Here is a 26,621-nt window from a genome sequence, read left to right on the forward strand (position 1 = left end):
GTTGCTCAGAAATTCGTCGCCTATTGCATAACGCTGCGATGGCAGCCAGCAGATCGGCCGCTTGGAAAGGGCTTTATGAACAGCACCGGAAATCTGGTAAAGCAACAACTCAAGCTCTGGTAATCCTGGCTAGAAAGCTCGCGCGGGTGGCATTCGCCCTGATGAAAAATCAGGACGAATACGTCACCAAAGGTGGGAAACTGGCTTGCTGAAAACCATAGAATCTCCCACAGGTAAGGCGCTGTACTTGAGATCAGTGAAATCCCTGGGATAGCGGGCATGCCCGCGAAGAGGCAGGCACAGGCAACAAAAAACCCGCTACCTGGCACTCAGGTAGCGGGTTTTCAGGTTTGCAGCGTAAGGCTTATTCGCCCAGCACCTGACCGATGGTCGGGTCCTTGAACAGGCGGGTCAGCGCATCGCTCAGCACATCGCCCACCAGCTGGGTGTTGGTGTCCTGGTTCGGCGCCATGCCGAAGCGCTGGTCCAGCGAAGCACCGTAACGGCCGCTGTAGCGGCGGCTGGCATTCTGCACATCGGCACGGAAGGTGGCACCGATGGTGGCTTCGGTCACGTACAGGTTGTCTTTAGGGGACTGATACTTCAGTTCGGCCAGGGTCACGGTCAGCTGTGGTGCGTTATAGGCATTCGGCGTCGGGGTGAAGCCGAGCAGGCGCACGGCGGCTTCGGCCTGGGCCTGCAGCTTGGGCACGACATCATTGCCACTGACGCTGATGGTGCTGGTTTCGGGGTACATGCCGCCCCGGGTGCCCAGGGACTGCGAAGCACGCCCATCGACCACCTTGACCACTACCGGCTGGCCGTGGCCGACCGGTGCGAGCTGAGCCTTGAGCGTGGGTTGCGGGCTGAGTTGTTGCGGGCTGTGGGCACAACCGACCAGGCTGAGGCTGGCTACGGCAATCAAACCGAACAACAGACGTTGCAACATGCGCGTTTCTCCAGAAAATACGGCGAAGGCCCACAGTATACCCAGCCAGGCACAGACCAGTCATCGGTCCGACCCGCTTGTCACAATCGTTTCATGGCCGCGCCCTTATCCTTGCGCCAAGCCCAAACGAACAGGACGTACCGCCATGGCCTCGCTCTGGACACTGCTCTGCCAACGCCCGCGTCACAACGCCTATGCTCGCCTGGACGGCGAAGGCATATGCCTGGCCTTCAAGCAGTGCAGCCAGGCACCGAGCGGTAGTGGATGGGTGCAGATCAGCGAAATACAGCTCGCCTGGCTGGGCCGCGAATTGCCCGCCGAAGCCCGGGCTTGCGCCCGCGCAAGCCGCCGTTGGCACCAGCGCATCCTCGCAGCCTGACAAACGCTGCAATAAAAACCACGAATTACGACCTTTCTGCCCGCGACATCGTTATAATCTCCCCCCGATTATAAGGACGTCTCCTGATCGGGCCCCGCATCTGTCGATTGACCTCGACACCTACACCCGCTTCGCCCACAGAGAGCCTTCCACTCAGGTCTTGCATCGGCTGTCGTGCCTGCTTTTCCGGCCCTTCGCACTGCATGAACCTGTGGGTTGCCATCGCGCAGTCCCCTTTTGAGGTTCACGTCTCCAAAAGAGCGTGAAAAAACGGTTTTTCACAACTTCACGAGAGTGTGGCGAGCAAATGAACAGTCTGGCATGTGCAAAAGCGGCAGATGAGTCCCGAACAGCCCTGAACAGGCGGCAGAAGCGCTCATTCCGGATGAGTGTCTGAGGTCGTTCCATAGCGCACGCACGACACCTTGACCATAAGTCGAATTGCCGCACCCGTGGCAGACAGCGTTCAATAACTGAACCCGAAGACTGGTTGGCGGTGTCCGCGGAAGTTGCAAGAACTGCGAAGAGTCGGACATGGCGATCCTGGCAACCCCAGTGGTCCTATGCTGTCAATTAGGTAGCTGTAGATTGTGGAGACGCGTTAAATGGCGCAGAACGAATCGGTTGATGTGGTATTGGTAGGCGCGGGCATCATGAGTGCCACCCTGGCCGTACTGCTCAAGGAGCTTGACCCGACCCTGAAGCTTGAGGTCGTCGAGGCAATGGACTCCGGAGCCGCGGAAAGCTCCAACCCCTGGAACAACGCAGGCACCGGCCACGCCGGCCTGTGCGAGCTGAACTACACGCCTCAGGCTGCCGACGGCAGCATCGACATCAAGAAGGCCGTGCACATCAACGCCCAGTTCGAGGTCTCGCGCCAGTTCTGGGCCTACCTGAGCAAGAAGAGCACCTTCGGCTCGGCACGTGCATTCATCAACCCGGTCCCGCACCTGAGCTACGTCGAAGGTGACAAGGGTGTGTCCTTCCTGAAGAAGCGCTTCGAGCTGCTCAAGCAGCACCACGCCTTCGCCGAGATGCAATACACCGAAGACAAGAGCGTGATGAAGGAGTGGATGCCGCTGATGATGCCAGGCCGCCCGGCCGACCAGCACATCGCCGCAACCCGCGTTGCCAAAGGGACCGACGTCAACTTCGGGGCACTGACCAACAAGCTGCTGAAGATTCTGGGTGACAGCGCCGATGCGCAGGTCAAGTACAGCAAGAAAGTCGTCGGCCTGCGCCGTAACGGCAGCGGCTGGACCGTCAGCATCAAGGACGTCAACAGCGGCGGCGCCCGTGAAGTCGACGCCCGCTTCGTGTTCCTCGGCGCTGGCGGCGCGGCCCTGCCGCTGCTGCAAATGTCCGGCATCCCGGAAAGCAAAGGCTTCGGCGGCTTCCCGGTCAGCGGCCAGTGGCTGCGTTGCGACAACCCGGAAATCGTCAAGCAGCACCAGGCCAAGGTGTACAGCCAGGCTGCGGTCGGCGCACCGCCAATGTCGGTGCCACACCTGGACACCCGCGTGGTAGACGGCAAGACTTCGCTGCTGTTCGGCCCTTACGCCGGCTTCACCACCAAGTTCCTCAAGCACGGCTCGCTCATGGACCTGCCGCTGTCGGTGCGCATGGGCAACATCGGCCCGATGCTGGCCGTAGCCCGTGACAACATGGACCTGACCAAATACCTGGTCAGCGAAGTGATGCAGTCGATGGAACAGCGCCTGGAATCCCTGCGCCGCTTCTACCCGCAGGCCAGAGCCGAAGACTGGCGCCTGGAAGTGGCCGGCCAGCGCGTGCAGATCATCAAGAAGGACCCGAAGAAAGGCGGCATCCTGCAGTTCGGTACCGAGCTGGTCTCGGCACAGGACGGCAGCCTGGCTGCGCTGCTCGGCGCCTCGCCAGGTGCTTCGGTAACCGTGTCGATCATGCTCGAACTGATCGAGCGCTGCTTCCCCGAGCAGGCCAAAGGTGCCTGGGCTGCCAAGCTCAAGGAAATCTTCCCGGCTCGCGAGAAGGCACTGGCCACCGATGCCGCGCTGTACCGCAAGATCAGTGCCGACAACGATGTGGCGCTGGAACTGGTGGAAGACAGCCCAGCCAAGCACTATGCCTGAGCCGGCCTGAAACGAAAAAACGCCCCTCGGGGCGTTTTTTTGTGCCTGGAATCTCTATCAGCCGCGGGCCTTGGCGATGATCTCGACGTACTCCGGCGCATTACGCTGGTCGGCGATCACCTCGACGAAGGTCTTGCCGTGCTCGTCCTTGCCATCCAGGTCCAGGCCAGCCTCGACGAAGAAGCCTACGAAGCGCTCGAAGTCATCGACACGCAGGCCGCGGTAGCCTTTGATCAGCTTGTGGTGCGAAGGCGAGGTCACGCCATCGGCCGGCTCAAACTGTAGGAACGACTTGATGTAGTCGTCGCTGATTTCGTCACCAATCACCTGCTTCTTGTCTTTGCGCATTGCCGGCTCCAACTGACCATCATGGAATTTCGAAGGCCGGCAGTTTACCCCCCACAGCCAGCGCGCCTCAACGCGAACGTACGGTACCGGTGTGCAGGTCGGCCCAGATGTGGCCATTGGCGTAGGTCAGGAACTGCACATAGACGGTCTCGTTACGCAGCAGGTCCATGATCACCCGGTAATCGCCGACCGGGTAATTCAGGCTCAAGGTTCGCGACTTTTCGTCGAACACTGGCTTCTTCAGGCTTTTGCCCGCCTCGCCATCGAAGTTGAGCAACACCTGGCTGATGGTCGCGCCCTTGTTCAGCGGTTTGCCCTTCAGGCGCATCTGCAGCGAAGCCGTGATCGGGATCGGCTGCTGGTCGGACTGGCGCTGTGCCCCCACCACTACCGAGTAGTCGGTTACTTGCAGCAACTGCTGGCCGGTCGGCGCTTCCTGGCGCAGGGACTGGTCATCGGGGGGGAGGAACTGGCTGTGCAGCGGCGCGGCGGCGAGAGGCAGGCTCACCGCCAGCAGCAGGGGAAGAATCGCACGCATGTGAGGCTCCTTGGCATGAAGGCGCACTCTAGCACGCAGGCAACAGCAGAACTCAATCGAACTGCGCGAGCATCCAGGCTTGGTATTCAGCCGCGCCGGGTTCACCTTCACGTGGCGCCCAGGCGGCATGCTCACCCTCGACCAACTGGCGGTAAGGGCCGGCCTTGCATTCGAACATGATGGTGTTGGGGTCGAGCGCCACCAGACCATGGTAGACGCCCGGCGGCAGATCTACCCCCATGCACTCGCCGCCCGCTTCGAGGATGCGGGTGCCAGTCAGCGCGCCCTGCTCATCGAACAGCAACAGACCGAGGCGGCCTTTGAGCACCAGCATGGTTTCAGCCTTGTCGTCGCTCAGGTGCCGGTGCGGCGCGATGTAGGTCGAGGGTTGCAAGCCGATCGCCAGGCGGTGGCAAGGGTCTGCCATCTCATGGAAGTTGTGATGGTGCCGCAGGCGCGGCGCATCGGCGGCTTTTTGCGCCAGCCCGGTAAGCAACGTTTGGTCGATGAATGCAGGCTGGCTCATGGTTACAGTCCCTTGACCGCGAAAATGCCGTTAGCGTTACGCCAGTAGCCTTTATAGTCCATTCCGTAACCAAAGATATAGCGATCAATGCACGGCAGGCCGGCATAACTGGCTTTCAAGCCTGGGCTGGCCTTGCGGTCGTGGTCCTTGTCGATGAGCACCGCAGTGTGCACCGCGCGCGCGCCGGCATGTTTGCAGAATTCGATGATGGCGCTGAGGGTGTGGCCTTCGTCGAGAATGTCATCGACGATCAGTACGTCGCGGTCAATGAACGACACTTCCGGCTTGGCCTTCCAGAACAACTCGCCACCACTGGTCTGGTTACGGTAACGGGTGGCATGGATGTACGAGACCTCCAGCGGGAACTGCAGGTGGGTCAGCAGTTTGCCAGCAAAGATCAGGCCGCCGTTCATCACGCAGAACACCACTGGGTTGGTGTCGTGCAGGTCCTTGCAGATCTGCTCGCCGACCTTGGCGATGGCCGCTTCGACTTCAGCTTCGTTGTAAAGGCAGTCTGCCTCGCGCATGACTTGACGGATGTGCTCGAGATCGGCGGACATGGCGCTCTCCAGGGGGGCATTTTGGAAAAGCGGGCAAAGGTACGCATCCGCTCGTCACAGATCAAGCATTTATGGACTAACGTGCAAAAGGACTACACGACAGCAAAGGCTGAATAGATTAATCTAGCGCGGTTTTTTTGCCCGCCTTTCGGAGCCCCCTATGCCTACTCGTGAGATCCGCCATCCGCTGATCCGCCACAAGCTCGGCCTGATGCGCCGTGCCGACATCAGCACCAAGAATTTTCGCGAACTCGCCCAGGAAGTCGGCGCCCTCCTGACCTACGAAGCCACCCAGGACCTGCCCCTCGAAAGCTATGAGATCGACGGCTGGTGCGGCAAGGTACAAGTTGAAAAAATCGCCGGCAAGAAGATCACCGTGGTACCGATCCTGCGCGCCGGCATCGGCATGCTCGACGGCGTACTCAGCCTGATCCCGGGCGCCAAGGTCAGCGCCGTGGGTGTTGCCCGCAACGAAGAAACCCTCGAAGCACACACCTACCTGGAAAAGCTCGCGCCAGACATCAACCAGCGCCTGGCCCTGATCATCGACCCGATGCTCGCTACCGGCGGTTCGATGGTGGCCACTATCGACCTGCTGAAAAAGGCCGGTTGCAAGGAGATCCGCGCCATGGTGCTGGTCGCCGCGCCAGAAGGTATCGAAGTGGTGGAGAAAGCCCACCCGGACGTGCAGATCTACACCGCTTCGATCGACCAGCGCCTCAACGAGCATGGTTACATCGTCCCAGGCCTGGGCGATGCCGGTGACAAGATCTTCGGCACCAAGCAGAAGGACGCCTGACCATGCAGGACGGCTTCAACGACCCGCTCTGGCGCCAGGTCGTCTCGGGCGCGCAGATGCTCTTCGTGGCATTCGGCGCGCTGGTGCTGATGCCGCTGATCACCGGCCTCGACCCCAACGTGGCATTGTTCACCGCCGGCATCGGTACCCTGCTGTTCCAACTGGTCACCGGCCGCCAGGTACCGGTATTCCTGGCATCGAGCTTTGCCTTCATCACCCCGATCATCCTCGCCAAGGGCCAGTTCGGCCTGGCCGAGACCATGGGCGGCGTGATGGCCGCAGGCTTCGTGTACACCTTCATGGGCTTGATGGTGAAGATCAAGGGCACCGGTTTCATCGACCGCATGCTGCCGCCGGTCGTCATCGGCCCGGTGATCATTTCCATCGGCCTGGCCATGGCCCCGATCGCCGCCAACATGGCGATGGGCAAGGCCGGTGACGGCAGCGTGCTGCTGCCATACAAGACCGCGATGCTGATCTCCATGCCTGCGCTGCTGACGACCCTGATCGTCGCGGTGTTCGGCAAGGGCATCTTCCGCCTGGTACCGATCATTGCCGGCGTGCTGGTGGGCTTTGCCCTGTCGTTCGCCTTTGGCGTGGTCGACACCGCCAAGATCGCCGCCGCACCTTGGCTGGAAATCCCCAACTTCACCGCACCGGCGTTCAACTGGCAGGCAATTCTGTTCATCGTGCCGGTCGCCCTGGCGCCGGCGATCGAGCACATTGGCGGGGTGATTGCAGTCGGCAGTGTGACCGGCCGCGACTACCTGAAGAAACCCGGCCTGCACCGCACCCTGCTGGGTGACGGCCTGGCCACCACCGCAGCCGGCCTGTTCGGCGGCCCGCCCAACACCACCTACGCCGAAGTGACCGGTGCGGTGATGCTGACCAAGAACTACAACCCGAAGATCATGACCTGGGCGGCAGTCTTTGCCATCACCCTGGCTTTCATCGGCAAGTTCGGCGCGCTGCTGCAGAGCATCCCGGTGCCGGTCATGGGCGGCATTCTGTGCCTGCTGTTCGGTTCGATCGCGGCGGTGGGCATGAACACCATGATCCGCCACAAGATCGACCTGGCCGAAGCGCGCAACCTGGTGATCGTTTCAGTGACCCTGGTGTTCGGTATCGGCGGCGTGCTGATCGGCAGTGGCGACGGCCCGGATGACTGGGGCCTGAAGGGTATTGCGCTGTGTGCCCTCGTGGCCATCGCCCTGAACCTGATCCTGCCGGGCAATGACGGCTGGAAGCACAAGAAGCTGGATGATCAATTGCCTTGATCCGGCCTTGACCTGACCTGGCCTCTTCGCGGGTAAACCCGCAGGTTCACCACTGCCCTGATGCATGTGCAGTAACTGTGGGAGCGGGTTACCCGCGAAGAGGCCGGATCAGACTTAGCACCACTCAGGCCTTTTCACACATCCCCGCCAGCACCTTCACCCACTCCGGGTGATCATTCAGGCACGGCACCAGCACCAGCTCCCTGCCGCCCGCTTCGACAAACTGCTCGCTGCCACGCATGCCGATCTCTTCCAGCGTCTCGATGCAATCGGCAACGAACGCCGGGCACATCACCAGCAGCTTCTTCACCCCGGCTTTGGCCAGCTCGTCCAGGCGCGTCTCGGTGTAAGGCTCGATCCACTTGTCACGCCCCAACCGCGACTGGAACGACACCGACCACTTGCCATCCGCAATGCCCATCTTCGCCGCGAAGGCCTTGGCCGTAGCCAGGCACTGCCCGCGGTAACACACGGCACGCACTTCGGCGCTGGCATCGCGGCAGCAGTCGGCTGAACGCAGATCGTGCTTGCCGGCGGGGTACAGCTTCTTCAGGTGCCGCTCCGGCAAGCCATGGAAACTCAGCAACAGATGGTCGAAGTCCTGCTCGAGGTAAGGCCGGGCGCTGGCGACCAACGCGTTGATGTACTCAGGATGGTCGTAGAACGGCTTCAGCACGCGCAACTGCAACGGCAGCTGGCGCTCGGCCAACGTCTGCTTTGCCTGTTCCACCACCGTGGTGACCGTGCTGTCGGCGAACTGCGGATAAAGCGGCGCCAAGGTCACTTTACGCACACCTTGCGCAGCCAGACGCGCCAGCACCTCGGGCAACGCCGGCTCACCGTAGCGCATGGCGATTTCCACCGGCCCGTGTGGCCAGTGTTCGACCATCGCCGCCTGCAGGCGACGGGTCAGGACCACCAGTGGCGAGCCTTCATCCCACCAGATAGAGGCGTAGGCGTGCGCCGACTGCTCCGGGCGCTTGATCAGGATCAGCGACACCAGCAGGCGTCGCACCGGCCAGGGCAAGTCGATCACGTAGGGGTCCATGAGGAACTGGTTGAGGTAGCGGCGCACATCGGCCACCGAGGTGGAGGCCGGCGAACCCAGGTTAACCAGCAGTAAAGCGTGATCGGTCATGCAGCGTCCTTTGTCAGAGGCGGCTGGACAAGTTGCCCAGGGCCGATTGCAGATCGTTGAAGCGGAAAGTGAAGCCTGCCGCCAGCAAGCGCACCGGGCGCGCTCGCTGACCGCCGAGCAGCAAGGTCGACAGCTCGCCGAGACCGGCCTTGAGCAGCAAACCGGGCATCGGCATGAATGCAGGCCGATGCAGCGTGCGCCCCAGGGCCTTGGCGAAATCGCGGTTGCGCACCGGCTCTGGTGCGCAGGCATTATAGGGACCGCTGGTATCCTTGTGCTGCAAGAGAAAATCTATCAGGGCGATCTGGTCGTCGATATGCACCCACGGCATCCACTGCCGGCCATTCCCCAACGGCCCGCCCAGCCCCAGCTTGAACGGCAAGCGCAGGCGCGACAGGAAACCACCGTCGCTAGCCAGTACCAGCCCGGTGCGCACCAGCACCACGCGAATGCCAAGCTGCTGTGCGCGCTGGGCGGTTTCTTCCCAGGCGATGCACAGCTGGCTGGCGAAGTCCTCGCGAACCGGCGCAGAGGCCTCGGTCAGTTCGCGTTCGCCGCCATCGCCATACCAGCCTACGGCGGAACCGGAAATCAGCACCTCCGGGCGCTGTTCACGGTTGCCCAGCCAGGCCAGCAGCTGCTCGGTGAGGGTGATGCGGCTGGCCCACAGCAGGTTGCGGCGCGCGGCCGACCAGGGCCGATCGGCGATCGGCGCACCGGCCAGATTGACCACTGCATCCACCTGCTCATCAGGGCCCAGATCCTCCAGCCGGCCAATGCCGCGCACCCCGCTGCCACACAATCGCGAGACGTGTTCAGGGCGCCGGCTCCACACGGTCAGGCGATGCCCCTTGCCCAGCCAGTACTGGCAAAGGTGCTGGCCGATCAACCCGGTACCACCTGTCAGCAATATATGCATGCCTGTGTCCTCGCAGCGTGCGGCCATGGTCTATTTTTAAGAACAAGGCACTTTTCCAGACCTATCGCTCTCGGATAACCATAGGCCAAGTTGCCTATGAAGCGGAATAACCTTATACAGAGATTGTACATTGTACAGGTTTGCCTGACAGCGTAGTCTGCCTACAGCAAGGTTCGAAGAGGCCATCATGACAGTACCTATTGCCATCATCGGTGCCGGCATCGCCGGCCTGTCCGCCGCCCAGGCCCTGCAGAAGGCCGGGCAGTCCGTTCACTTGTTCGACAAAGGCCATGGCAGCGGCGGGCGCATGGCCAGCAAGCGCAGCGAAGCCGGCGCACTGGACCTGGGTGCGCAGTATTTCACCGCCCGTGACCGGCGCTTCGTCGAGCAGGTGCAGCAGTGGGTGGCTGCCGGCTGGGCCGCGCAGTGGAAGCCTCAGCTGTACAACTACCGGGACGGTGAACTGACCCCCTCTCCCGACGAACAGACCCGTTGGGTAGGCGTGCCCCGCATGAGCGCCATCACCCGCGGCCTGCTCAAGGACGTCACGGTGAACTTCGGCTGCCGTATCGCCGAAGTGTTCCGCGGCAAGCAATTCTGGCACCTGCAGGACACCGAAGGTTGCAGCCATGGCCCGTTCAGCCGCGTGGTGATCGCCGTACCCGCGCCCCAGGCCACCCAATTGCTGGCCGCCACGCCGAAGCTCGCGGCCGTGGCAGCCGGGGTGCAGATGGAATCGACCTGGGCCGTCGCCCTGGCCTTCCAGGCAGCGCTGGATACGCCGATGCAAGGCTGCTTCGTGCAAGGGAGCGCACTCGACTGGCTGGCCCGTAACCGCAGCAAACCCGGCCGCGAAGAACATCTCGATACCTGGGTGCTGCATGCCACATCCGACTGGAGCAGGCAGCACATCGACCTGGCCAAGGAAGAAGTGATCGAGCACCTGCGGGGTGAATTCGCCGAGCTGATCGGCTGCGTGGTCCCGGCCCCGAGCTTCGCCCTGGCCCACCGCTGGCTGTATGCGCGGCCAACCAGCAATCACGAATGGGGTGCGCTGGCCGATGCCGACCAAGGCCTCTATGCCTGTGGCGACTGGTGCCTGTCAGGGCGTGTCGAAGGCGCCTGGCTCAGTGGCCAGGAAGCTGCGCGGCGGCTGTTGGAGCACCTGGACTAACGTCGCGCGGCAGCGCTATACAAAAATACTAGTTTGCATAACTTCCCGGCTGTGCTGGAATAAACTTGTACGCGATAGATTCTTTGTACAAGTTTTCGGAGACAGCCATGCCAGATCCTGCACCCGCATCTAAGCCCCGCATTGCCATCAGCGCCTGCCTGACCGGCCATAGCGTGCGCTACAACGGCGGGCACAAGGCTTCCGACCTGTGCCGTGAACAACTGCAAGCGCACTTCGATTGGCTGCCGGTATGCCCTGAAGTCGCCATCGGCCTGGGCGTGCCACGCGACCCGATCCGCCTGGTCGGCGACCCCTCGCAACCCGCCGTGGTCGGCACGCGCAACCCGGAGACCGACCTGACCGCTCCCCTGCGCGACTATGGCGAACAGATGGCCAATGAGCTCGATGACATCTGTGGCTACATCTTCATGCAGAAGTCACCCTCCTGCGGCCTGGAGCGGGTCAAGGTCTATCAGGAAAACGGCTATCCTGCGCCGCAAGGCGGCATGGGAGCCTATGCCGCTGCCTTCTGCGCCCGTCGCCCGGACCTGCCGGTCGAGGAGGAAGGACGCCTGCACGATCCGGTGCTGCGCGAAAATTTCATCAGCCGCGTCTACGCCTACGCCGACTGGCAGCAATTGCTGGCGCAAGGGTTGAGCCGTGGCGCCCTGGTGCGTTTCCATTCACGCTACAAGTACCTGCTGATGGCCAACAATCCCCAGGCCTACCGCCAGCTCGGCCGCCTGCTGGGCAGCATGAGCCGGGAAGACGATCCCGAGCAGATCGGGGCTCGCTACTTCAGCCAGCTGATGCAAGCGCTACGGCGTTGCGCCAGCCGGGGTACCCACGGCAATGTCCTGCAGCACCTGAGCGGCTACTTCAAGGACTCGCTGACACAGCAGGACAAAGCTGAGCTGCAGCACCTCATCGGTCAGTACCAGCAAGGTGAAGTACCGCTGGTGGTGCCACTGACGCTGCTCAAGCATCACCTGCGCAAGCATCCCGATCCTTACCTGCAACAGCAGACTTACCTGCAGCCCCACCCTGACAGCCTGGGGCTGCGCAATGCTGTCTGAAACGCTCGTGCCGATTGGCGAGCTGGCCCGGCGCACCGGCGTCAACCCGGTCACCTTGCGCGCCTGGGAGCGTCGCTATGGCTTGCTGAAGCCGCAACGCACCGCCAAAGGGCATCGCTTGTATGGGCAAGACCAGCTCGAACGGGTTCAGGCGATACTCGGCTGGCTTGAACGTGGTGCTTCGGTCGGTCAGGTTCGTGAGCTGCTCGATCAACCGGTGAAGCGTGCGCCGATGGGCGACTGGCAGCCGCGCCAGCTGCAGTTGATCGAAGCCATTGCCCACCTTTCCCAACGCAGTCTCGACCAGCAACTGAACCAGGTGATGGCGTTATACCCCGCCGTGACGCTGTGCGAACAGTTGCTGCTGCCACTGCTGGCATCCCTCGCGGTGCGCTGGCGCAGCCACTTCAACGCGCGCCTCGAACAGGTGTTTTTCCATACCTGGCTACGCAGCAAGCTAGGGGCTCGGGTGTATCACGACAATCAATCGTTGCAGGGGCCGGCCGTGCTGCTCTGCGAAGACAGCGAGCGCCCGTTCGACCCAAGCCTGTGGCTGTGCGCCTGGCTGCTAAGCAGCAACGGCATCCCCGTAGAGGTGCTTGAACAACCGGTGGGCGGCGCGCAGCTACAACGTGCCGTGACCACCCTGCAACCTTGGGCCGTGCTGATGCACCTTGGCCCACGCATCGATGCCAGCACCTTGCAGCGGACCTTGCAGGGCATCGGTGTGACCAAGCTGCTGGGCGGCGCCACCCTCGCCCTGCACCAAGCCGAGCTGCACGCTTTCGATCTGCCCGACCTTTTCCTGTTCGATACCCCGCAGGCGGCATTGCGTGTGCTGCAAGGCAATGTGCGCCAGCCTGTAGAGACGAGTGCCCCATGCAACTGATCTGGCTGCGCAGCGACCTGCGCATCGACGACAACTCCGCCCTCAGCGTCGCCTGCGAACGCGGCCCGACCGTGGCCTTGTGGCTGGCCAGCCCCGGCCAATGGCAGGCCCACGACGACGCTGCCTGCAAGGTCGACTTCTGGCTGCGCAACCTGCGCCAGCTGCGCCAGGCACTGGAGCAACTGAACATTCCACTGCTGGTGCGCAAGATCGACACGTGGGACCAGGCGCCGGCAACCCTGCTCGACGTGTGCCGGCGGCACAACATCGAAGCGGTGCACTGGAACGACGAATACGGCATCAACGAGGAGCAGCGTGATGCAGCCACGCGCAAGCTGCTGGAGGATGCCGGTGTGCGCGCTCACAGCTACCTGGACCAGCTGTTCTTCCGCCCGGGCACCATCGTGACTCGCAACGGTGACTACTTCCAAGTCTTTTCCCAGTTCAAAAAGGTCTGCCTGGAACACCTGCACCGCAGCCTGCCGACACTGGCCCCGCGGGTGAAGCGCCAGCAGCCACTGGATATCGCCAGCGACCCGATCCCGCAGCATATCGATGGCTTCGACAAGCCCGCCGTTGCGCTGAGTGATTACTGGCCCGCCGGTGAAGACCAGGCGCAGGCGCGGCTTGCCCGCTTCATCGATGAAACGGTCGAAGACTATGCGCACCTGCGCGACCTCCCGGCCAAACCTGGCACCAGCCAACTTTCTGCCTACCTGGCTGCTGGCGTGATCTCGCCCCGCCAATGCCTGCACGCAGCGCTGGCCAGCAACCGCGGCGAGCTCGACAGTGGCAGCAGCGGCGTGCAGACGTGGATCAACGAATTACTCTGGCGCGAGTTCTACAAGCACATCCTGACGGGTTACCCACAGGTCTCCAGGCATCGTGCCTTCCGCCCCCAGACCGAAGCCCTGCCCTGGCGCGATGCGCCAGACGATTTCAAGGCCTGGCAGGAGGGGCGTACCGGCTTCCCGATCATTGACGCGGCCATGCGCCAACTGCTGCACACCGGCTGGATGCACAACCGCCTGCGCATGATCGTCGCGATGTTCCTGAGCAAGAACCTGCTGATCGACTGGCGCCTGGGCGAACGGCACTTCATGCGCCATCTGATAGACGGTGATCTGGCCGCCAACAATGGCGGCTGGCAATGGAGTGCCTCCACCGGCACCGACGCAGTGCCCTATTTCCGCATCTTCAACCCGGTTTCCCAGTCGCAGCGGTTCGACCCCGAAGGCCGCTTCATTCGCTACTGGCTGCCGGAATTGCGCGGGCTGGGCGAAAAATCCATCCACCAGCCAGTGAAGTCAGCCGATCTTTTTGCTAATAATTCGTATCACAGTCCGATTGTCGATCTCGGCAGCAGTCGCCAGCGTGCACTGGAAGCCTTCAAGGGCCTACCACGCCGGCAGGATCAGAGGGCAGCATCTTGAATTACTCGCGTAGTTTCTGGGTTACGGGGGCCAGCAACGGACTGGGTCTGGCCTTGGTGGAGCGGTTGCTCGAGCAAGGGCACCGGGTTGCCGCAAGTGGCAAAGGAAGCGAGGAACTGGACGCACTGGCCGTGCGCCATGGTGGCCGGCTGTTGCGCCTGCCTTGGCAACTGCATGAAGACGGCACGGCCGCCAGGGCGGCAGAACAGATATGCCATGCCTGGTGTTCGCTGGACGTATTGATCATCAACGGTGGGGCCAGTGATTACCTGGCCGAAGACGTGGCGGACAGCGATGTGTTCGAGGCCATCGTCACTGACAACCAGCTGGCTGGCGAGCATTGCCTGGCCAGTGCACAGCCGTTGCTGGCAAAGGGGCATCAGCCGCAGGTCATGGCGATTTTCAATCGCTATTCGGCCTTGCAGCTCTACTCACCGACCCAGGTTTCGGCGGGCTGGAACAATCTGCCGCAGTGGTCGCGAGAACAGCGCCAGGCGTTGAAAGGGCTGGGGGTTGACCTGACCGTGGTGGCACCGCAGTCGCTGAAGACGCCGGTGACCTCCGTGCAGGCCGTCCCGGATGCCTGGACGCCGCACAGTGCGGCAGATGAACTGATCGCTCGTCTGGCGTTGCGTGAACCGGAGTTGGTGCTGGAAGTGCTGGATATCAGCAGCCTGTGGCCGTTATCTCGCTAAGTTGCGGGTTCTCAGGCCCGGCCTCATCGCGGCTCAACCCACGAAGAGGCCGGCACAGGCTCAGAGCGCCATGCGGTAATGCAGGCTGTAGCTCTCGACACCATCGTTAGGGGTCTGGATCCCCGCATTGGAATAGTGAATCGCCCTTACCCCGACCTCATGCCCACCGGCAAAACGCAGGCCGAAGCCAATTCGGTCTTCGAACTGGAACGCCGAACCTAACTTGTTGCTCTCGAGTTCGGTATGGGCAAATGCCGCCACACCAATCCCCGCTTCGATATACGGCTTTACCGAATTACCGGCGAATTCGTAAACGAACACGGGCGCAAACGAAAGGCTGTGGTTGCTCGACGTCTCGTCACCCTCCCAATAGGTGTAGGCGCCGTCCCAATAGCCAGTCAGCCGGCCGACGCTGGTCTGCCACCAGCTCGCATCCCAGTTGGACTGCAGGCCCAGTCGGTAAACCATGGTGGAATCACCGGTCTGTCCCACCGAAAACGATACATCGGCTGCTTGCGCTGCCACCACATGCCCCAGGGTAAACGCGGCAGCGGCCGCCAAACCGATCAGCTTCCTCATGAAAAACATCCTTTCCTGATGCTGTTATTAGTGTTCGCCTTGTGTCAGGCAAATCGGTAGAAATCGGCAAGGCAACGATAGTTCAGCTGTTTTCACATTTTTTTTACAACTGAAAGCGTTGCACAACGTCCGACTTGTGCCACAGCACTGGCAGGATGTTTCTCAGGGCCTGCGGTTCGCCGCTGGTCCAGAATGCCGCATCACGCGCCGGCCCCGCTGCCAGAAGATCGCGTGCGGCCAGCAGGCGTTGCAACTGGCGCGCCACGGCGGCTCCGGTATCGATGATGGCCACATCGGCGGGCACCATCTGCGCCAGCAGCGAACGCAGGAACGGGTAATGGGTGCAGCCGAGGATCAAGGTATCGCAGCCAGCGGTGAGCAGCGGCTGCACATAACCCAGCAGCAACTGGCGCAGCTGCGGGCTGCCGAGGTCACCGGTTTCGATCAGCTCGACCAGTCCCGGGCAGGGTTGGGTGACCACTTGCACGTCGTTGGCGAAACGGTCGAGCAAGGCGGCAAACTTGGCACTCTGCAAGGTGCCGGTGGTGGCCAGCACGCCGACCACGCCCGAGCGGGTGGCGGCGGCAGCAGGCTTGACCGCCGGCTCCATGCCGACCAAGGGCCAGTCGGGGTACAGCTCGCGCAGGTCGCCGACCGCAGCCACGGTCGCGGTATTGCAGGCCAGAACCATTGCCTTGGCACCTTGCGCCTGGAAGAACTCGGCGATGCGCCGGCAGCGCTGGCGGATGTAGTCCGCAGACTTTTCGCCATAAGACACATGACCGCAATCGCCCACATAGAGCAGCGACTCATTGGGCAACAGGCGCTGGATTTCGGCGAGCACCGACAAACCGCCGACCCCCGAGTCCATCACGCCGACCGGCGCCGAGCGATCAGCCATCGCGCTTGCCACACACGGCACAAGCCGGGTCTCGCTTGACCCGCAACTCACGCAGGCGCGTGCCGAGGGCGTCGATCAACAGCAGGCGGCCTATCAGCGGTTCACCGAAGCCGGCCAGCAGTTTCATCGCTTCCAGCGCCTGCAGGCTTCCCACCAGTCCAACCAGCGGGCCGATCACGCCGGCTTCGCTGCAGGTCAGCTCATCTTCGCTGCCGTGGCCGTACAGGCAGTGGTAGCAAGGGCTGTAGTCACGACGCGGGTCGAACACCGACAACTGGCCTTCCAGTCGGATCGCCGCGCCACTCACCAGGGGTTTACCCGCTGCGAAGCAGGCCGCATTGACCGCCTCGCGGGTGCCGAAGTTGTCAGAGCAGTCCAGCACCAGGTCGACCGCAGCCACCGCAGCGGCCAGGGAGTCTTGGTCCAGTGCCTGGCGGTGGGCGACCAGCGCGATCTCGGGGTTGATCGCCTGCAGCCGCTGCAGCGCCGAATCCACTTTGCTCATGCCGACGCTGCCGCTGTCATGGATGACCTGGCGTTGCAGGTTGGTCAGGTCGACGGTGTCGAAGTCGGCCAGGTGCAGCTCACCTACGCCCGCAGCCGCCAGGTACAGCGCCACTGGCGAGCCGAGGCCACCGAGACCGACGATCAATGCCTTGCTGCGCTTGAGCCGCAGTTGGCCATCGATGTCCACCTGGGCCAGCAGGATCTGCCGGCTGTAACGCAACAGCTCCTGATCGCTCAACATGGCAGACGCCCCAGTGAAATACGCTCATGGCCGCCCAGGTCCTTGCGGCTGGCCACCTCGGTGAAGCCTTGTGCGGCCAACAGGGCACGTACGTCCGTCGCCTGGTCGTAACCGTGCTCGAGCAGCAGCCAGCCACCCGGCACCAGGTGCTCAGGCGCCTGGGCGACGATCACCCGCAGGTCATCAAGGCCATCGCTACCAGCCACCAGCGCACTGCTGGGCTCGAAACGCACGTCGCCCTCGACCAGGTGCGGGTCTTCAGCGCGGATGTATGGCGGGTTGCTGAGAATCAGGTCGAAACGTTGCCCGGCGAGGCTGCCAAACCAGTGGCTGACCAGCACCCGGACGTTACTCAGGCCCAGGCGCTGGCGATTGCGCTCGGCCAAGGCCACGGCCTCTTCGACGCGGTCCACCGCCGTTACCTGCCAGGCCGGGCAATCGCTGGCCAGGGCCAGGGCGATGGCGCCAGTGCCGGTGCCCAGGTCGAGGACCTTGGCAGGCGATGCGGGCTGCAGCTCCAGGGCGGTTTCGACCAGCAGCTCGGTATCCGGGCGTGGAATCAGCGTATGCGGCGCCACTTCAAGGTCGAGCTTCCAGAAGCCCTGCTGCCCGAGGATGTAGGCCACCGGCTCGCCGGCCCGGCGGCGCTGCAGGTAGCTGGCGTAGGTCTCGGCATCTTCGCTGCTGACGATGCGCTCGGGCCAGGTGTGCAGGAAGCTGCGCGACTTGCTGATGGCAGCGGCGAGCAGCAGTTCGGCGTCCAGGCGTTCGCTGGGCGAGTCCGGCAGCTGCGCGTTGCGCAGGAGGCTGGCAATGATGGTCATCAGTCCCCCAGGGCAGCCAGCTGGTCGGCCTGGTATTCGGCCAACAGCGGTTCGATGACGGCCTCCACGCCACCGGCAAGGATGTCGTCGAGGGAGTACAGGGTCAGGTTGATGCGGTGATCGGTCACCCGTCCCTGTGGGTAATTGTAGGTACGGATGCGTTCGGAGCGGTCACCGGAGCCGACCAGCAACTTGCGCTCGCTGGCGATGGCGTTCTGCGCGGCACTGGTCTGCATGTCATTGAGCTTGGCCGACAGCCAGGACATGGCGCGGGCGCGGTTCTTGTGTTGCGAACGCTCTTCCTGGCACTCGACCACGATGCCGGTGGGCAAGTGGGTGATGCGGATCGCCGAGTCGGTCTTGTTCACATGCTGACCACCGGCACCCGAGGCACGGTAGGTATCTACACGCAGGTCGGCCGGGTTGATCTCGATTGCCGCTTGCTCGTCAGGCTCGGGCAGCACGGCAACGGTGCAGGCCGAGGTGTGGATACGGCCCTGGGATTCGGTTTCCGGCACCCGCTGAACACGGTGCGCGCCAGACTCGAACTTGAGCTTGCCGTACACGTTGTCGCCTTCGACACGGGCGATGATCTCTTTGTAACCGCCGTGCTCGCCTTCGTTCTCGGAGAGAATCTCCAGGCGCCAGCCGCGCTTCTCGGCGTAGCGCGAGTACATGCGGAACAGGTCGCCAGAGAAGATCGCCGCTTCGTCACCGCCAGTACCGGCACGGATCTCGAGGAATACGTTGCGGCCATCGTTGGGATCCTTGGGTAGCAGCATGCGCTGCAGGTTGGACTCCAGTTCGACCAGCTGCTCCTTGGCTTCGCGCACTTCTTCAACGGCCATTTCGCGCAGGTCGGGGTCAGCGTCCTTGAGCAGCGCCTGGGCGCCTTCAAGGTCGTCCTGCACCTTGCGCCATTCTTTGTAGGCGGCATGAACCGGCTCGACTTCGGCATATTCGCGGGAATAGGCGCGGAAGCGGGTCTGGTCGGAAATCACTTCGGCGTCACCGAGCAGCGCGGTGAGTTCCTCGAAGCGGTCCTGGAGAATCTCCAGTTTGTTCAGCAGCGACGCTTTCATTGCGGGGATTTGTCCGTCGAGCCCTCGTTGAGGGCAAAGAGTTCCTGGGCCATGGCCAGCGCATCGAGGCGGCCCTCGGCCGAGAGCTTTTTCAGCTGCACGCTAGGGGCATGCAGGAGTTTGTTGGTCAGGCCCCGGGCCAGTTGCGCCAATACTTCTTCGGGGTTGCCGCCATTGGCCAGCAGGCGCTGGGCCTTTTGCAGTTCTTCGTCGCGCAGGCGCTCGCTTTGCTGGCGGTAGGCGCGCAGCACATCGACCGCGGCCAGTTCGCGCAGGCGCAGCATGAAATCTTCGGCGCCCACCGAAACCAGCTCTTCGGCGGCCTGGGCTGCACCCTGGCGGCTCTTGAGGTTTTCCGCGACCACCTCGTGCAGGTCATCGACGGTGTACAGGTAGACGTCGTCGAGTTCGCCCACTTGCGGCTCGATGTCACGCGGGACGGCGATATCGACCATGAAGATCGGTTTGTGCCGGCGCTGCTTCAGCGCGCTTTCCACCGCGCCCTTGCCGAGGATCGGCAACTGGCTGGCTGTGGAGCTGATGACGATATCGCTGTTGGCCAGCTCCTGCGGGATGTCGGCCAGCAGCACGGCATGGGCACCGAACTGCTCGGCGAGGATGCTCGCCCGCTCCAGGGTGCGGTTGGCCACGACGATGCGGCGCACACCTTGTTCATGCAGGTGACGGGCGACCAGGGTGATGGTTTCGCCGGCACCGATCAGCAGGGCCTGGCTGCGGCCCAGGTCGCTGAAGATCTGCTTGGCCAGGCTGACCGCAGCGAATGCCACGGAAACCGGGTTTTCGCCGATCGCGGTGTCGGTGCGCACCTGCTTGGCGGCGCTGAAGGTGGCCTGGAACAGGCGCCCGAGCAGCGGGCCGATGGTGCCGGCCTCACGCGCCACCGCATAGGCGGACTTCATCTGACCGAGGATCTGCGGTTCGCCGAGCACCAGCGAATCGAGCCCGGAGGCGACCCGCATCATGTGCTTCACCGCATCGTGCTCTTCGTGGACGTAGGCGCTGGCGCGCAGTTCGTCCAGGCTCAGCCGGTGATACTCGGCCAGCCATTGCAGAACGGCGTCGGCGGACAGGTGGTCCTGCTCTATATAAAGCTCGCTACGGTTGCAGGTCGACAGGATCGCCGCCTCACGGCTGGCGGTCAGTCGGCAGAGCTGCTGCAGGGCGTCGACCAGCTGCTCTGGGGTAAACGCCACGCGCTCGCGTACGTCTACCGAGGCAGTCTTATGGTTGATACCAAGTGCAAGAAAGGCCATGCAAGGTCGCTGGTTGTGACGAGAAGCCGATAATTGTCCTCTTTCGCAGGTTTTAGAACAACCACCGTTCGCTATTGTCGTGATAGGGCGGACCAACCTGGCCCCAGGGAGCCCTGTCCACGCCCCGCCCGAAAAAACCCCACCGCCAAGGCAAGCGCAAAATCTGTGGGAGCGGGCATGCCCGCGAAAAGGCCAGAGCAGGAGAAGCGAATCCCCCAGTCGCCTCCCCTCGTGACACTCTCCGCTCCGAGCGTCCATAAGTCACAAGGGAATATTTCCTACAATTAGCACCTGTCAATGAAACTTCCCGACACATCTAAGGCAAAGTTATCCACAATCTTGTAGTCCATTTCCCAAATAGATGTCCCTCTATTGCCTTCCCGATATCGGTGCCTAGCCTGCCAATCACTGACCGGGCCAAGTCCGAAATTTCGGGGTATGCGGATAAGGTTGCCGGGGTGGGCAAAGCTGCGCGCCTGATCAAGAATGGCAGCTATATCGGTGTAGCACTCGGAGTGGGAGCTACGGGACTCGAGATTCAGAAGGCCTGTACCTTGGGGAGAGAGGAGGACTGCAGCAGAGCGCAGTTCGTCGAGACTGCATCTTTGGTTGGTGGTTTAGCAGGTGCTAGCGCTGGAGCATATGCTGGCGCATATATTGGCCCAGCGGTGTGCGCAGTTCTGGGCGTCGCCAGTGGTGGGACAGGCACACTTGCTTGCGCAGTTGCGGGAGGAGCTATAGGAGGAAAATCTGCTGGTGATTACGCTGGAGAAAAGGGCAAATCCTTCGGTGAATTTCTATATCGGGAAAGCCTGAAGTGAATACGACCTGGGAACGGGAATAGTGGGGATTTCAATCATTGTCCCCATGGCACTCACATTCATTACCCAGTGCTACGTTGCTCAAAAATACACCGAGCTTTTTGAGTCTTTTCTATCAAATTGCAAATACGTCATAGATAACAGAAAAATCTACAGGTTCGCGGGCCTGCCAGGAAAGCTGATACGCACTGGTTCCATATCGGCAGTATTGGCAACCCCCAAATTGTTCATATGGCGAGGACTCGCTAACGCAGAGGAGGTCAAGGCTTTCTCCCGAAAGCATCGACGCATTCTTCTTTGCCTGCTGGCCTTGCATCTGACGCTGCTCTCTGCGCTCGTGCTCTCCCACTTCCTGTTTCCCGTTAAATAGCCGAATCAACGGAGCGATCTACACCACCGAACCTCTCACCTACCCCGCTGTCCGACCTAGCACCACCCAAGCTGTAAACCACGACCTTCGCAGGTGGGTTTGCCCTCGCGCTTGTGTCATCATGCTCCGACCGCCGGTTAGTCTTTTTAAGCCTCTCTATGAACAGACCCTACGCACTGCTGCTTGCCTTCGCCCTGCTCCAGGGCTGCCAGAGCCTGGCCCCGCAAAAGGCCGAGCCTCCCGCCGCCGAGGCCGAGGCGAAGAAGCCCGTGGTGTATGGGTCGTTCACGCAAGACACTCTTTATAGCCTGCTGGTGGCCGAACTGGCCGGCCAGCGCAACCGCTTCGACATCGCCCTGGCCAACTACGCCGACCAGGCCGAGAAGACCCAGGACCCGGGCGTTTCCGAGCGCGCGTACCGGATTGCCGAGTACCTCGGCGCCGACGAGCCGGCGCTGGACAGCGCACTGATCTGGGCCAAGAACGACCCGGACAACCTCGACGCCCAGCGCGCCGCCGCCATTCAGCTGGCCCGCGCCGGCCGCTACGACGACTCCATGACCTATATGGAGAAGGTGCTGCAAGGCCAGGGTGACACCCACTTCGACTTCCTTGCCCTGTCCGCCGCCGAAACCGACCAGAGCACCCGCGACGGCCTGATGCAGAGCTTCGATCGCCTGCTGGTCAAATACCCGGACAACAGCCAGTTGGTGTTCGGCAAGGCGCTGCTGCTGAACCAGGACGGCAAGGCCCAGCAAGCCCTCGACCTGCTCGAAGCGCACCCGGCGCAGAATGGCGAAATCGCCCCGATCCTGTTGCGCGCCCGCCTGCTCCAGGCTCTGGACCGTGGGCCGGAAGCGCTGCCGTTGCTGCGCGGGGCAATCCGTGACAACCCCGATGACAAGCGCCTGCGCCTGACCTATGCGCGCACCCTGGTCGAACAGGACCGCATGGCCGACGCCAAGGCCGAATTCCTCAGCCTGGTCCAGCAGTACCCGGATGATGACGAAGCGCGTTACTCCCTGGCCTTGGTGTGCCTGGAGATGAAGGACTGGGATGAAGCCGAGGTCTACCTGCGCGAGCTGATCGAGCGCGACAGCAACGTCGACGCCGCCCGCCTCAACCTGGGCCGCATCGCCGAAGAGCGCCATGACCCGGCCGGCGCCCTGCGCGAATACGCCCTGGTCGGCAACGGCCCGGATTACCTGCCGGCGCAACTGCGCCAAGCCGACATCCTGATCGCCAACGGCCGCGGCACCGAGGCTTCGCGCCTGCTCGCCGAGGCCCGCGAGGCGCAGCCGGACTACGCGGTGCAGCTGTACCTGATCGAATCGGAAAGCTACAGCAACAACAACAAGGACGCCCAGGCCGACCAGGTGCTGCAGCAAGCCCTCAAGCGCTACCCGGACGACCTCAACCTCCTTTATACCCGCGCCATGCTCGCCGAAAAGCGCAATGACCTTCCGCTGATGGAAAAAGACCTGCGCGCCATCATCGCCCGCGAGCCGGACAACGCCATGGCGCTGAACGCCCTCGGCTACACCCTGGCCGACCGCACCACCCGCTACGACGAAGCGAAGGCACTGATCGACAAGGCCCACCAGCTGACCCCGGACGACCCAGCCGTGCTCGACAGCATGGGCTGGATCAACTATCGCCTGGGCCACCTCGAAGAGGCTGAAGACTACCTGCGCCAGGCCTTTGCTCGCTTCCCCGACCACGAAGTGGCCGCTCACCTGGGCGAAGTCCTGTGGGCCAACGGCAAGCGCCGCGAAGCCCGCCAGGTCTGGGCCAAGGGCTTCGAAGCCCAGGCCGACAGCCCCATCCTGCGCAAGACCCTCCTGCGCCTGACCGGATCCGAGACTCTTTAACGCCATGTTTCTGCGCCATTGCATCACCTTCACCCTGATCGCCCTGCTGGCCGGCTGTGCCGGCTTCGGTAGCCGTGAGGCCTTGCAGGGCCACGGCGACCCACAGCAGTGGCGCGCCCACAAAGAGCAGCTGAGCAGCCTCGACGGCTGGCAGATCAACGGCAAGGTCGGCATCCGCGCCCCGCGCGACTCCGGCAGCGGCACGCTGTTCTGGCTGCAACGCCAGGATTACTACGACATCCGCCTGGCCGGCCCGCTCGGCCGTGGCGCAGCTCGCCTGACTGGCCGCCCGGGTGGCGTGGTGCTGGAAGTGGCCAACCAGGGCCGCTATGAAGCCGGCAGCCCCGAAGCCCTGCTGGAAGAACAGCTCGGTTGGCAGCTGCCGGTCTCGCACCTGGTCTGGTGGGTACGCGGCCTGCCCGCCCCCGACAGCAAGAGCAAGCTGACCCTGGATGGCGACAGCCGCCTGGCCAGCCTCGACCAGGATGGCTGGCAGGTTCAGTACCTGAGCTATACCGAGCAGAACGGCTACTGGCTGCCGGAACGCATGAAGCTGCATGGCAAAGACCTCGACGTGACCCTGGTGGTCAAGGACTGGCAACCGCGCCAGCTGGGGCACTGATCCATGCACACGCTCACCCTGCCCGCCCCGGCCAAGCTCAACCTGTGGCTGCACATCATCGGTCGCCGCGCCGACGGTTACCACGAGCTGGAAACCGTGTTCCAGTTTCTCGACCATGGCGACGAGCTGAGCTTCGCCCTGCGCGAAGACGGCGTGATCCGCCTGCATACCGAAATCGAAGGCGTGCCCCACGACAGCAACCTGATCGTGCGCGCCGCGCGTACATTGCAGGAACAGTCCGGCACCCGGCTGGGTGCCGATATCTGGCTGACCAAGGTACTGCCCATGGGCGGCGGTATCGGCGGCGGCAGCTCGGATGCGGCGACCACGCTGCTGGCGCTGGCCCACCTGTGGCAGCTGGACTGGGACGAAGACCGCCTGGCCGCGCTGGGCTTGAGCCTGGGCGCCGATGTGCCGGTGTTCGTCCGTGGCCATGCCGCCTTTGCCCAGGGCGTCGGTGAGCAACTGACCCCGGTCGACCCGGAAGAGCCGTGGTATGTCGTCCTGGTGCCGCAAGTGTCTGTCAGCACAGTAGAAATTTTTTCACATCCACAGTTGACACGTGATTCCCTCCCCCTTAAGATGCGCCCCGTTCCCAAGGGAAACAGTCGAAATGACTGCCAACCGGTGGTAGAGCAGAATTATCCGGAAGTTCGCAACGCGCTGAATTCACTGGGTAAATTCACAGAGGCTCGACTAACCGGCACTGGAAGTTGTGTGTTTGGGGCCTTCCCAAGCAAAGCCGAAGCTGATAAAGTTCTGGCCCTTCTTTCAGCGACCCAAACAGGGTTTGTGGCGAAAGGAAGCAATATTTCGATGTTGCATCGCAAGCTGCAAAGTCTGGTCAAGAAGTCGAGCGCATAAGCGTTCGCAGCAACAGATACAGGGGCGTCGCCAAGCGGTAAGGCAGCAGGTTTTGATCCTGCCATGCGTTGGTTCGAATCCAGCCGCCCCTGCCATTTTCCTTATACTCATCCAGGTATACCCTCAGCCTTCAGGTACTGCGCGTGTCCAAGATGATGGTCTTTACGGGGAACGCTAACCCCGATCTGGCTCGGCGTGTCGTACGTCAGCTGCATATCCCTCTCGGTGACGTCTCTGTCGGTAAATTCTCCGACGGTGAGATCAGCACTGAGATCAATGAAAATGTCCGCGGTAAAGACGTCTTCATTATTCAGCCGACCTGTGCCCCGACCAACGATAACCTGATGGAACTGGTAGTGATGGCCGACGCCTTCCGCCGCTCCTCAGCATCCCGAATCACCGCCGTGATTCCGTACTTCGGATATGCCCGCCAGGACCGCCGTCCGCGTTCGGCACGTGTAGCCATCAGCGCCAAAGTCGTTGCTGACATGCTTACTGTCGTGGGTATCGACCGTGTTCTCACCGTCGACCTGCACGCTGACCAGATCCAAGGCTTCTTCGATATCCCGGTCGACAACATCTACGGCTCGCCCGTACTGGTCGACGACATCGAAGACCAGCGTTTCGAGAACCTGATGATCGTTTCCCCGGACATCGGTGGCGTTGTGCGCGCACGCGCCGTTGCCAAGTCCCTGGGCGTCGACCTCGGTATCATCGACAAACGCCGTGAAAAGGCTAACCACTCCGAGGTCATGCACATCATCGGCGACGTCGAAGGGCGCACCTGCATCCTGGTAGACGACATGGTCGACACCGCCGGCACCCTGTGCCACGCGGCCAAAGCCCTGAAAGAGCACGGCGCTGCCAAGGTTTACGCCTACTGCACGCACCCTGTCCTGTCGGGCCGCGCGATCGAGAACATCGAGAAGTCGGTACTGGACGAGCTGGTGGTGACCAACACCGTTCCGCTGTCTGCCGCTGCTCAAGCCTGTGACCGTATCCGCCAGCTGGATATCGCACCGGTTGTCGCTGAAGCGGTCCGTCGCATCAGCAACGAAGAATCGATCAGCGCGATGTTCCGCTAAGCGGAACGCGTGTTGATGTGAAGCGCCCCGCCCCAGCATGTGTTGGGGCGGGGCTTTTTTGCCATCCCCGTCTGGCGCTGGTCGCAAACGCCATTCGGGAGGCTATTTTGGAGAAGCAAAATGACTGATTTCATCCTGAACGCCCAAGCGCGTACTGACCTGGGGAAAGGTGCGAGCCGCCGCCTGCGTCACTCCGCCAGCATCCCTGCCGTTGTATACGGTGGCGATAAAGAAGCTCAATCCCTGACCATCGTGGCCAAGGAAATCGCCAAGCTGTTCGAAAACGAAGCTGCCTTCAGCCACGTTATCGAACTGAACGTCGACGGCGCCAAGCAGAACGTCATCGTCAAGGCCATGCAGCGCCACCCAGCCAAAGGCTTCATCATGCACGCCGACTTCGTTCGCGTCGTTGCCGGCCAGAAGCTGACCGCTGTTGTTCCAGTGCACTTCATCAACGAAGAAGCACCGGTCAAGAAAGGCGGCGAGATCTCGCACGTCGAATCGCAGATCGAAGTTTCCTGCGAAGCCAAAGACCTGCCAGAGTTCATCGAAGTCGACCTGGCCAACGCCGAAATCGGCACCATCATCCACCTGTCGGACCTGAAAGCTCCGAAAGGCGTAGAGTTCGTTGCTCTGGCCCACGGTGATGACAAAGCTGTTGCCAACGTTCACGCTCCGCGCGTTTCCGCCGAAGCTGCTGAAGAAGGCGCTGCCGAGTAATCCACTCGCACGCCGGTGTTGATCGGGTTACAGTGCGCCCCGCGCCCTG

General features: G+C 62.4%; 27 protein-coding genes, 1 tRNA gene and 1 pseudogene. 16 read left to right on the forward strand and 13 right to left on the reverse strand.

What is annotated here, in order from left to right; genetic code table 11:
- Positions 1 to 212, forward strand: a pseudogene (locus CQW31_RS31465) (IS110 family transposase); the annotation flags it as partial.
- 152 nt (positions 213 to 364) lie between these two features.
- Here CQW31_RS31465 and CQW31_RS17505 read toward each other — a convergent pair.
- Positions 365 to 949 carry a YajG family lipoprotein gene (locus tag CQW31_RS17505; protein WP_054887481.1) on the reverse strand — a complete coding sequence of 195 codons (585 nt, stop codon included), beginning with the start codon at positions 947 to 949 and terminating at the stop codon, positions 365 to 367.
- A 145-nt stretch (positions 950 to 1,094) separates the two neighbouring features.
- Here CQW31_RS17505 and CQW31_RS17510 point away from each other — a divergent pair, with 145 nt between their 5' ends.
- The gene (locus tag CQW31_RS17510) at positions 1,095 to 1,328 is read left to right on the forward strand and encodes a hypothetical protein (protein ID WP_054887480.1); all 234 of its coding nucleotides are present in this window, start codon (positions 1,095 to 1,097) and stop codon (positions 1,326 to 1,328) included.
- 605 nt (positions 1,329 to 1,933) lie between these two features.
- On the forward strand, positions 1,934 to 3,439 hold the full coding sequence (gene mqo / locus CQW31_RS17515; RefSeq protein WP_099815020.1) for a malate dehydrogenase (quinone): 1,506 nt from the start codon (positions 1,934 to 1,936) through the stop codon (positions 3,437 to 3,439).
- A 57-nt stretch (positions 3,440 to 3,496) separates the two neighbouring features.
- On the opposite strand, the gene CQW31_RS17520 is transcribed toward mqo, so the two are convergent.
- The 4 genes from CQW31_RS17520 to CQW31_RS17535 form a co-directional block, all read right to left on the reverse strand.
- A complete protein-coding gene (locus tag CQW31_RS17520; protein WP_027918322.1) occupies positions 3,497 to 3,787 on the reverse strand; it encodes a PA4642 family protein in 291 nt (96 codons plus the stop codon).
- A gap of 67 nt (positions 3,788 to 3,854) precedes the next feature.
- The gene (locus CQW31_RS17525) at positions 3,855 to 4,325 is read right to left on the reverse strand and encodes a hypothetical protein (protein ID WP_054887478.1); all 471 of its coding nucleotides are present in this window, start codon (positions 4,323 to 4,325) and stop codon (positions 3,855 to 3,857) included.
- Positions 4,326 to 4,377: 52 nt separating this feature from the next.
- Positions 4,378 to 4,851 (reverse strand): WbuC family cupin fold metalloprotein, encoded by a 474-nt coding sequence (locus tag CQW31_RS17530; RefSeq protein ID WP_054887477.1) that lies wholly within the window; start codon positions 4,849 to 4,851, stop codon positions 4,378 to 4,380.
- Positions 4,852 to 4,853: 2 nt separating this feature from the next.
- Positions 4,854 to 5,411 (reverse strand): hypoxanthine-guanine phosphoribosyltransferase, encoded by a 558-nt coding sequence (locus CQW31_RS17535; RefSeq protein ID WP_054887476.1) that lies wholly within the window; start codon positions 5,409 to 5,411, stop codon positions 4,854 to 4,856.
- Between the two features lie 160 nt (positions 5,412 to 5,571).
- Here CQW31_RS17535 and upp point away from each other — a divergent pair, with 160 nt between their 5' ends.
- Together upp and CQW31_RS17545 are read left to right on the forward strand one after the other, a co-directional pair.
- Positions 5,572 to 6,210 carry a uracil phosphoribosyltransferase gene (gene upp, locus CQW31_RS17540; RefSeq protein WP_054887475.1) on the forward strand — a complete coding sequence of 213 codons (639 nt, stop codon included), beginning with the start codon at positions 5,572 to 5,574 and terminating at the stop codon, positions 6,208 to 6,210.
- Positions 6,211 to 6,212: 2 nt separating this feature from the next.
- Complete coding sequence (locus tag CQW31_RS17545) at positions 6,213 to 7,487, forward strand: uracil-xanthine permease family protein (RefSeq protein WP_054887474.1); 1,275 nt, start codon at positions 6,213 to 6,215, stop codon at positions 7,485 to 7,487.
- 124 nt (positions 7,488 to 7,611) lie between these two features.
- Here CQW31_RS17545 and hemH read toward each other — a convergent pair whose 3' ends face one another.
- Together hemH and CQW31_RS17555 are read right to left on the reverse strand one after the other, a co-directional pair.
- Positions 7,612 to 8,625, reverse strand: coding sequence for a ferrochelatase (gene hemH / locus CQW31_RS17550; RefSeq protein ID WP_054887473.1), 1,014 nt, complete (start codon positions 8,623 to 8,625; stop codon positions 7,612 to 7,614).
- 13 nt (positions 8,626 to 8,638) lie between these two features.
- Positions 8,639 to 9,544 (reverse strand): TIGR01777 family oxidoreductase, encoded by a 906-nt coding sequence (locus CQW31_RS17555; protein ID WP_054887472.1) that lies wholly within the window; start codon positions 9,542 to 9,544, stop codon positions 8,639 to 8,641.
- A 187-nt stretch (positions 9,545 to 9,731) separates the two neighbouring features.
- Between CQW31_RS17555 and CQW31_RS17560 the strand changes: the two genes are divergently transcribed.
- From CQW31_RS17560 to CQW31_RS17580, 5 genes are all read left to right on the forward strand, one after another.
- Positions 9,732 to 10,718 (forward strand): NAD(P)/FAD-dependent oxidoreductase, encoded by a 987-nt coding sequence (locus tag CQW31_RS17560; protein ID WP_099815021.1) that lies wholly within the window; start codon positions 9,732 to 9,734, stop codon positions 10,716 to 10,718.
- Positions 10,719 to 10,825: 107 nt separating this feature from the next.
- Positions 10,826 to 11,794 carry a DUF523 and DUF1722 domain-containing protein gene (locus CQW31_RS17565; protein WP_099815022.1) on the forward strand — a complete coding sequence of 323 codons (969 nt, stop codon included), beginning with the start codon at positions 10,826 to 10,828 and terminating at the stop codon, positions 11,792 to 11,794.
- Positions 11,784 to 12,683, forward strand: coding sequence for a MerR family transcriptional regulator (locus CQW31_RS17570; protein ID WP_054887469.1), 900 nt, complete (start codon positions 11,784 to 11,786; stop codon positions 12,681 to 12,683). Before CQW31_RS17565 ends, CQW31_RS17570 begins: the two co-directional genes overlap by 11 nt.
- On the forward strand, positions 12,674 to 14,116 hold the full coding sequence (gene phrB, locus CQW31_RS17575; protein ID WP_099815023.1) for a deoxyribodipyrimidine photo-lyase: 1,443 nt from the start codon (positions 12,674 to 12,676) through the stop codon (positions 14,114 to 14,116). The genes CQW31_RS17570 and phrB overlap by 10 nt, the downstream gene beginning before the upstream one ends.
- Positions 14,113 to 14,811 carry an SDR family oxidoreductase gene (locus CQW31_RS17580; protein ID WP_099815024.1) on the forward strand — a complete coding sequence of 233 codons (699 nt, stop codon included), beginning with the start codon at positions 14,113 to 14,115 and terminating at the stop codon, positions 14,809 to 14,811. Before phrB ends, CQW31_RS17580 begins: the two co-directional genes overlap by 4 nt.
- A 60-nt stretch (positions 14,812 to 14,871) precedes the next feature.
- Here the strand turns inward: CQW31_RS17580 and CQW31_RS17585 are convergent, their stop codons facing one another.
- The 6 genes from CQW31_RS17585 to hemA all read right to left on the reverse strand — a co-directional run bounded on the left by CQW31_RS17585 (position 14,872) and on the right by hemA (position 20,219).
- Positions 14,872 to 15,390 (reverse strand): acyloxyacyl hydrolase, encoded by a 519-nt coding sequence (locus CQW31_RS17585; protein WP_054887466.1) that lies wholly within the window; start codon positions 15,388 to 15,390, stop codon positions 14,872 to 14,874.
- Positions 15,391 to 15,493: 103 nt separating this feature from the next.
- A complete protein-coding gene (gene murI, locus CQW31_RS17590) occupies positions 15,494 to 16,291 on the reverse strand; it encodes a glutamate racemase (RefSeq protein WP_099815025.1) in 798 nt (265 codons plus the stop codon).
- Positions 16,284 to 17,039 (reverse strand): molybdopterin-synthase adenylyltransferase MoeB, encoded by a 756-nt coding sequence (locus CQW31_RS17595; protein ID WP_099815026.1) that lies wholly within the window; start codon positions 17,037 to 17,039, stop codon positions 16,284 to 16,286. Before CQW31_RS17595 ends, murI begins: the two co-directional genes overlap by 8 nt.
- Positions 17,033 to 17,863, reverse strand: a complete 831-nt coding sequence (gene prmC / locus CQW31_RS17600) for a peptide chain release factor N(5)-glutamine methyltransferase (protein WP_099815027.1) — start codon at positions 17,861 to 17,863, stop codon at positions 17,033 to 17,035. The genes CQW31_RS17595 and prmC overlap by 7 nt, the downstream gene beginning before the upstream one ends.
- A complete protein-coding gene (prfA, locus tag CQW31_RS17605) occupies positions 17,863 to 18,945 on the reverse strand; it encodes a peptide chain release factor 1 (RefSeq protein ID WP_054887462.1) in 1,083 nt (360 codons plus the stop codon). The genes prmC and prfA overlap by 1 nt, the downstream gene beginning before the upstream one ends.
- Complete coding sequence (gene hemA, locus CQW31_RS17610; RefSeq protein WP_054887461.1) at positions 18,942 to 20,219, reverse strand: glutamyl-tRNA reductase; 1,278 nt, start codon at positions 20,217 to 20,219, stop codon at positions 18,942 to 18,944. Before hemA ends, prfA begins: the two co-directional genes overlap by 4 nt.
- A gap of 1,349 nt (positions 20,220 to 21,568) precedes the next feature.
- Between hemA and CQW31_RS17620 the strand changes: the two genes are divergently transcribed.
- The 6 genes from CQW31_RS17620 to CQW31_RS17645 all read left to right on the forward strand — a co-directional run bounded on the left by CQW31_RS17620 (position 21,569) and on the right by CQW31_RS17645 (position 26,572).
- The gene (locus CQW31_RS17620; RefSeq protein ID WP_099815029.1) at positions 21,569 to 23,281 is read left to right on the forward strand and encodes a tetratricopeptide repeat protein; all 1,713 of its coding nucleotides are present in this window, start codon (positions 21,569 to 21,571) and stop codon (positions 23,279 to 23,281) included.
- A gap of 4 nt (positions 23,282 to 23,285) precedes the next feature.
- Positions 23,286 to 23,903, forward strand: a complete 618-nt coding sequence (gene lolB, locus CQW31_RS17625; RefSeq protein ID WP_054887459.1) for a lipoprotein insertase outer membrane protein LolB — start codon at positions 23,286 to 23,288, stop codon at positions 23,901 to 23,903.
- Between the two features lie 3 nt (positions 23,904 to 23,906).
- Entirely contained in the window at positions 23,907 to 24,767 is an 861-nt protein-coding gene (ispE, locus tag CQW31_RS17630) for a 4-(cytidine 5'-diphospho)-2-C-methyl-D-erythritol kinase (protein ID WP_099815030.1), read from the forward strand.
- A gap of 20 nt (positions 24,768 to 24,787) precedes the next feature.
- A tRNA-Gln gene (locus tag CQW31_RS17635) sits at positions 24,788 to 24,862 on the forward strand.
- A 48-nt stretch (positions 24,863 to 24,910) separates the two neighbouring features.
- Entirely contained in the window at positions 24,911 to 25,852 is a 942-nt protein-coding gene (locus CQW31_RS17640) for a ribose-phosphate pyrophosphokinase (protein WP_003247410.1), read from the forward strand.
- A 120-nt stretch (positions 25,853 to 25,972) separates the two neighbouring features.
- Positions 25,973 to 26,572 carry a 50S ribosomal protein L25/general stress protein Ctc gene (locus CQW31_RS17645; protein ID WP_099815031.1) on the forward strand — a complete coding sequence of 200 codons (600 nt, stop codon included), beginning with the start codon at positions 25,973 to 25,975 and terminating at the stop codon, positions 26,570 to 26,572.
- The last annotated feature ends 49 nt before the right edge of the window (positions 26,573 to 26,621 follow it).

Origin of the sequence: Pseudomonas sp. 382, assembly GCF_002759075.1 — a bacterium.
Lineage (GTDB): Bacteria > Pseudomonadota > Gammaproteobacteria > Pseudomonadales > Pseudomonadaceae > Aquipseudomonas > Aquipseudomonas vlassakiae.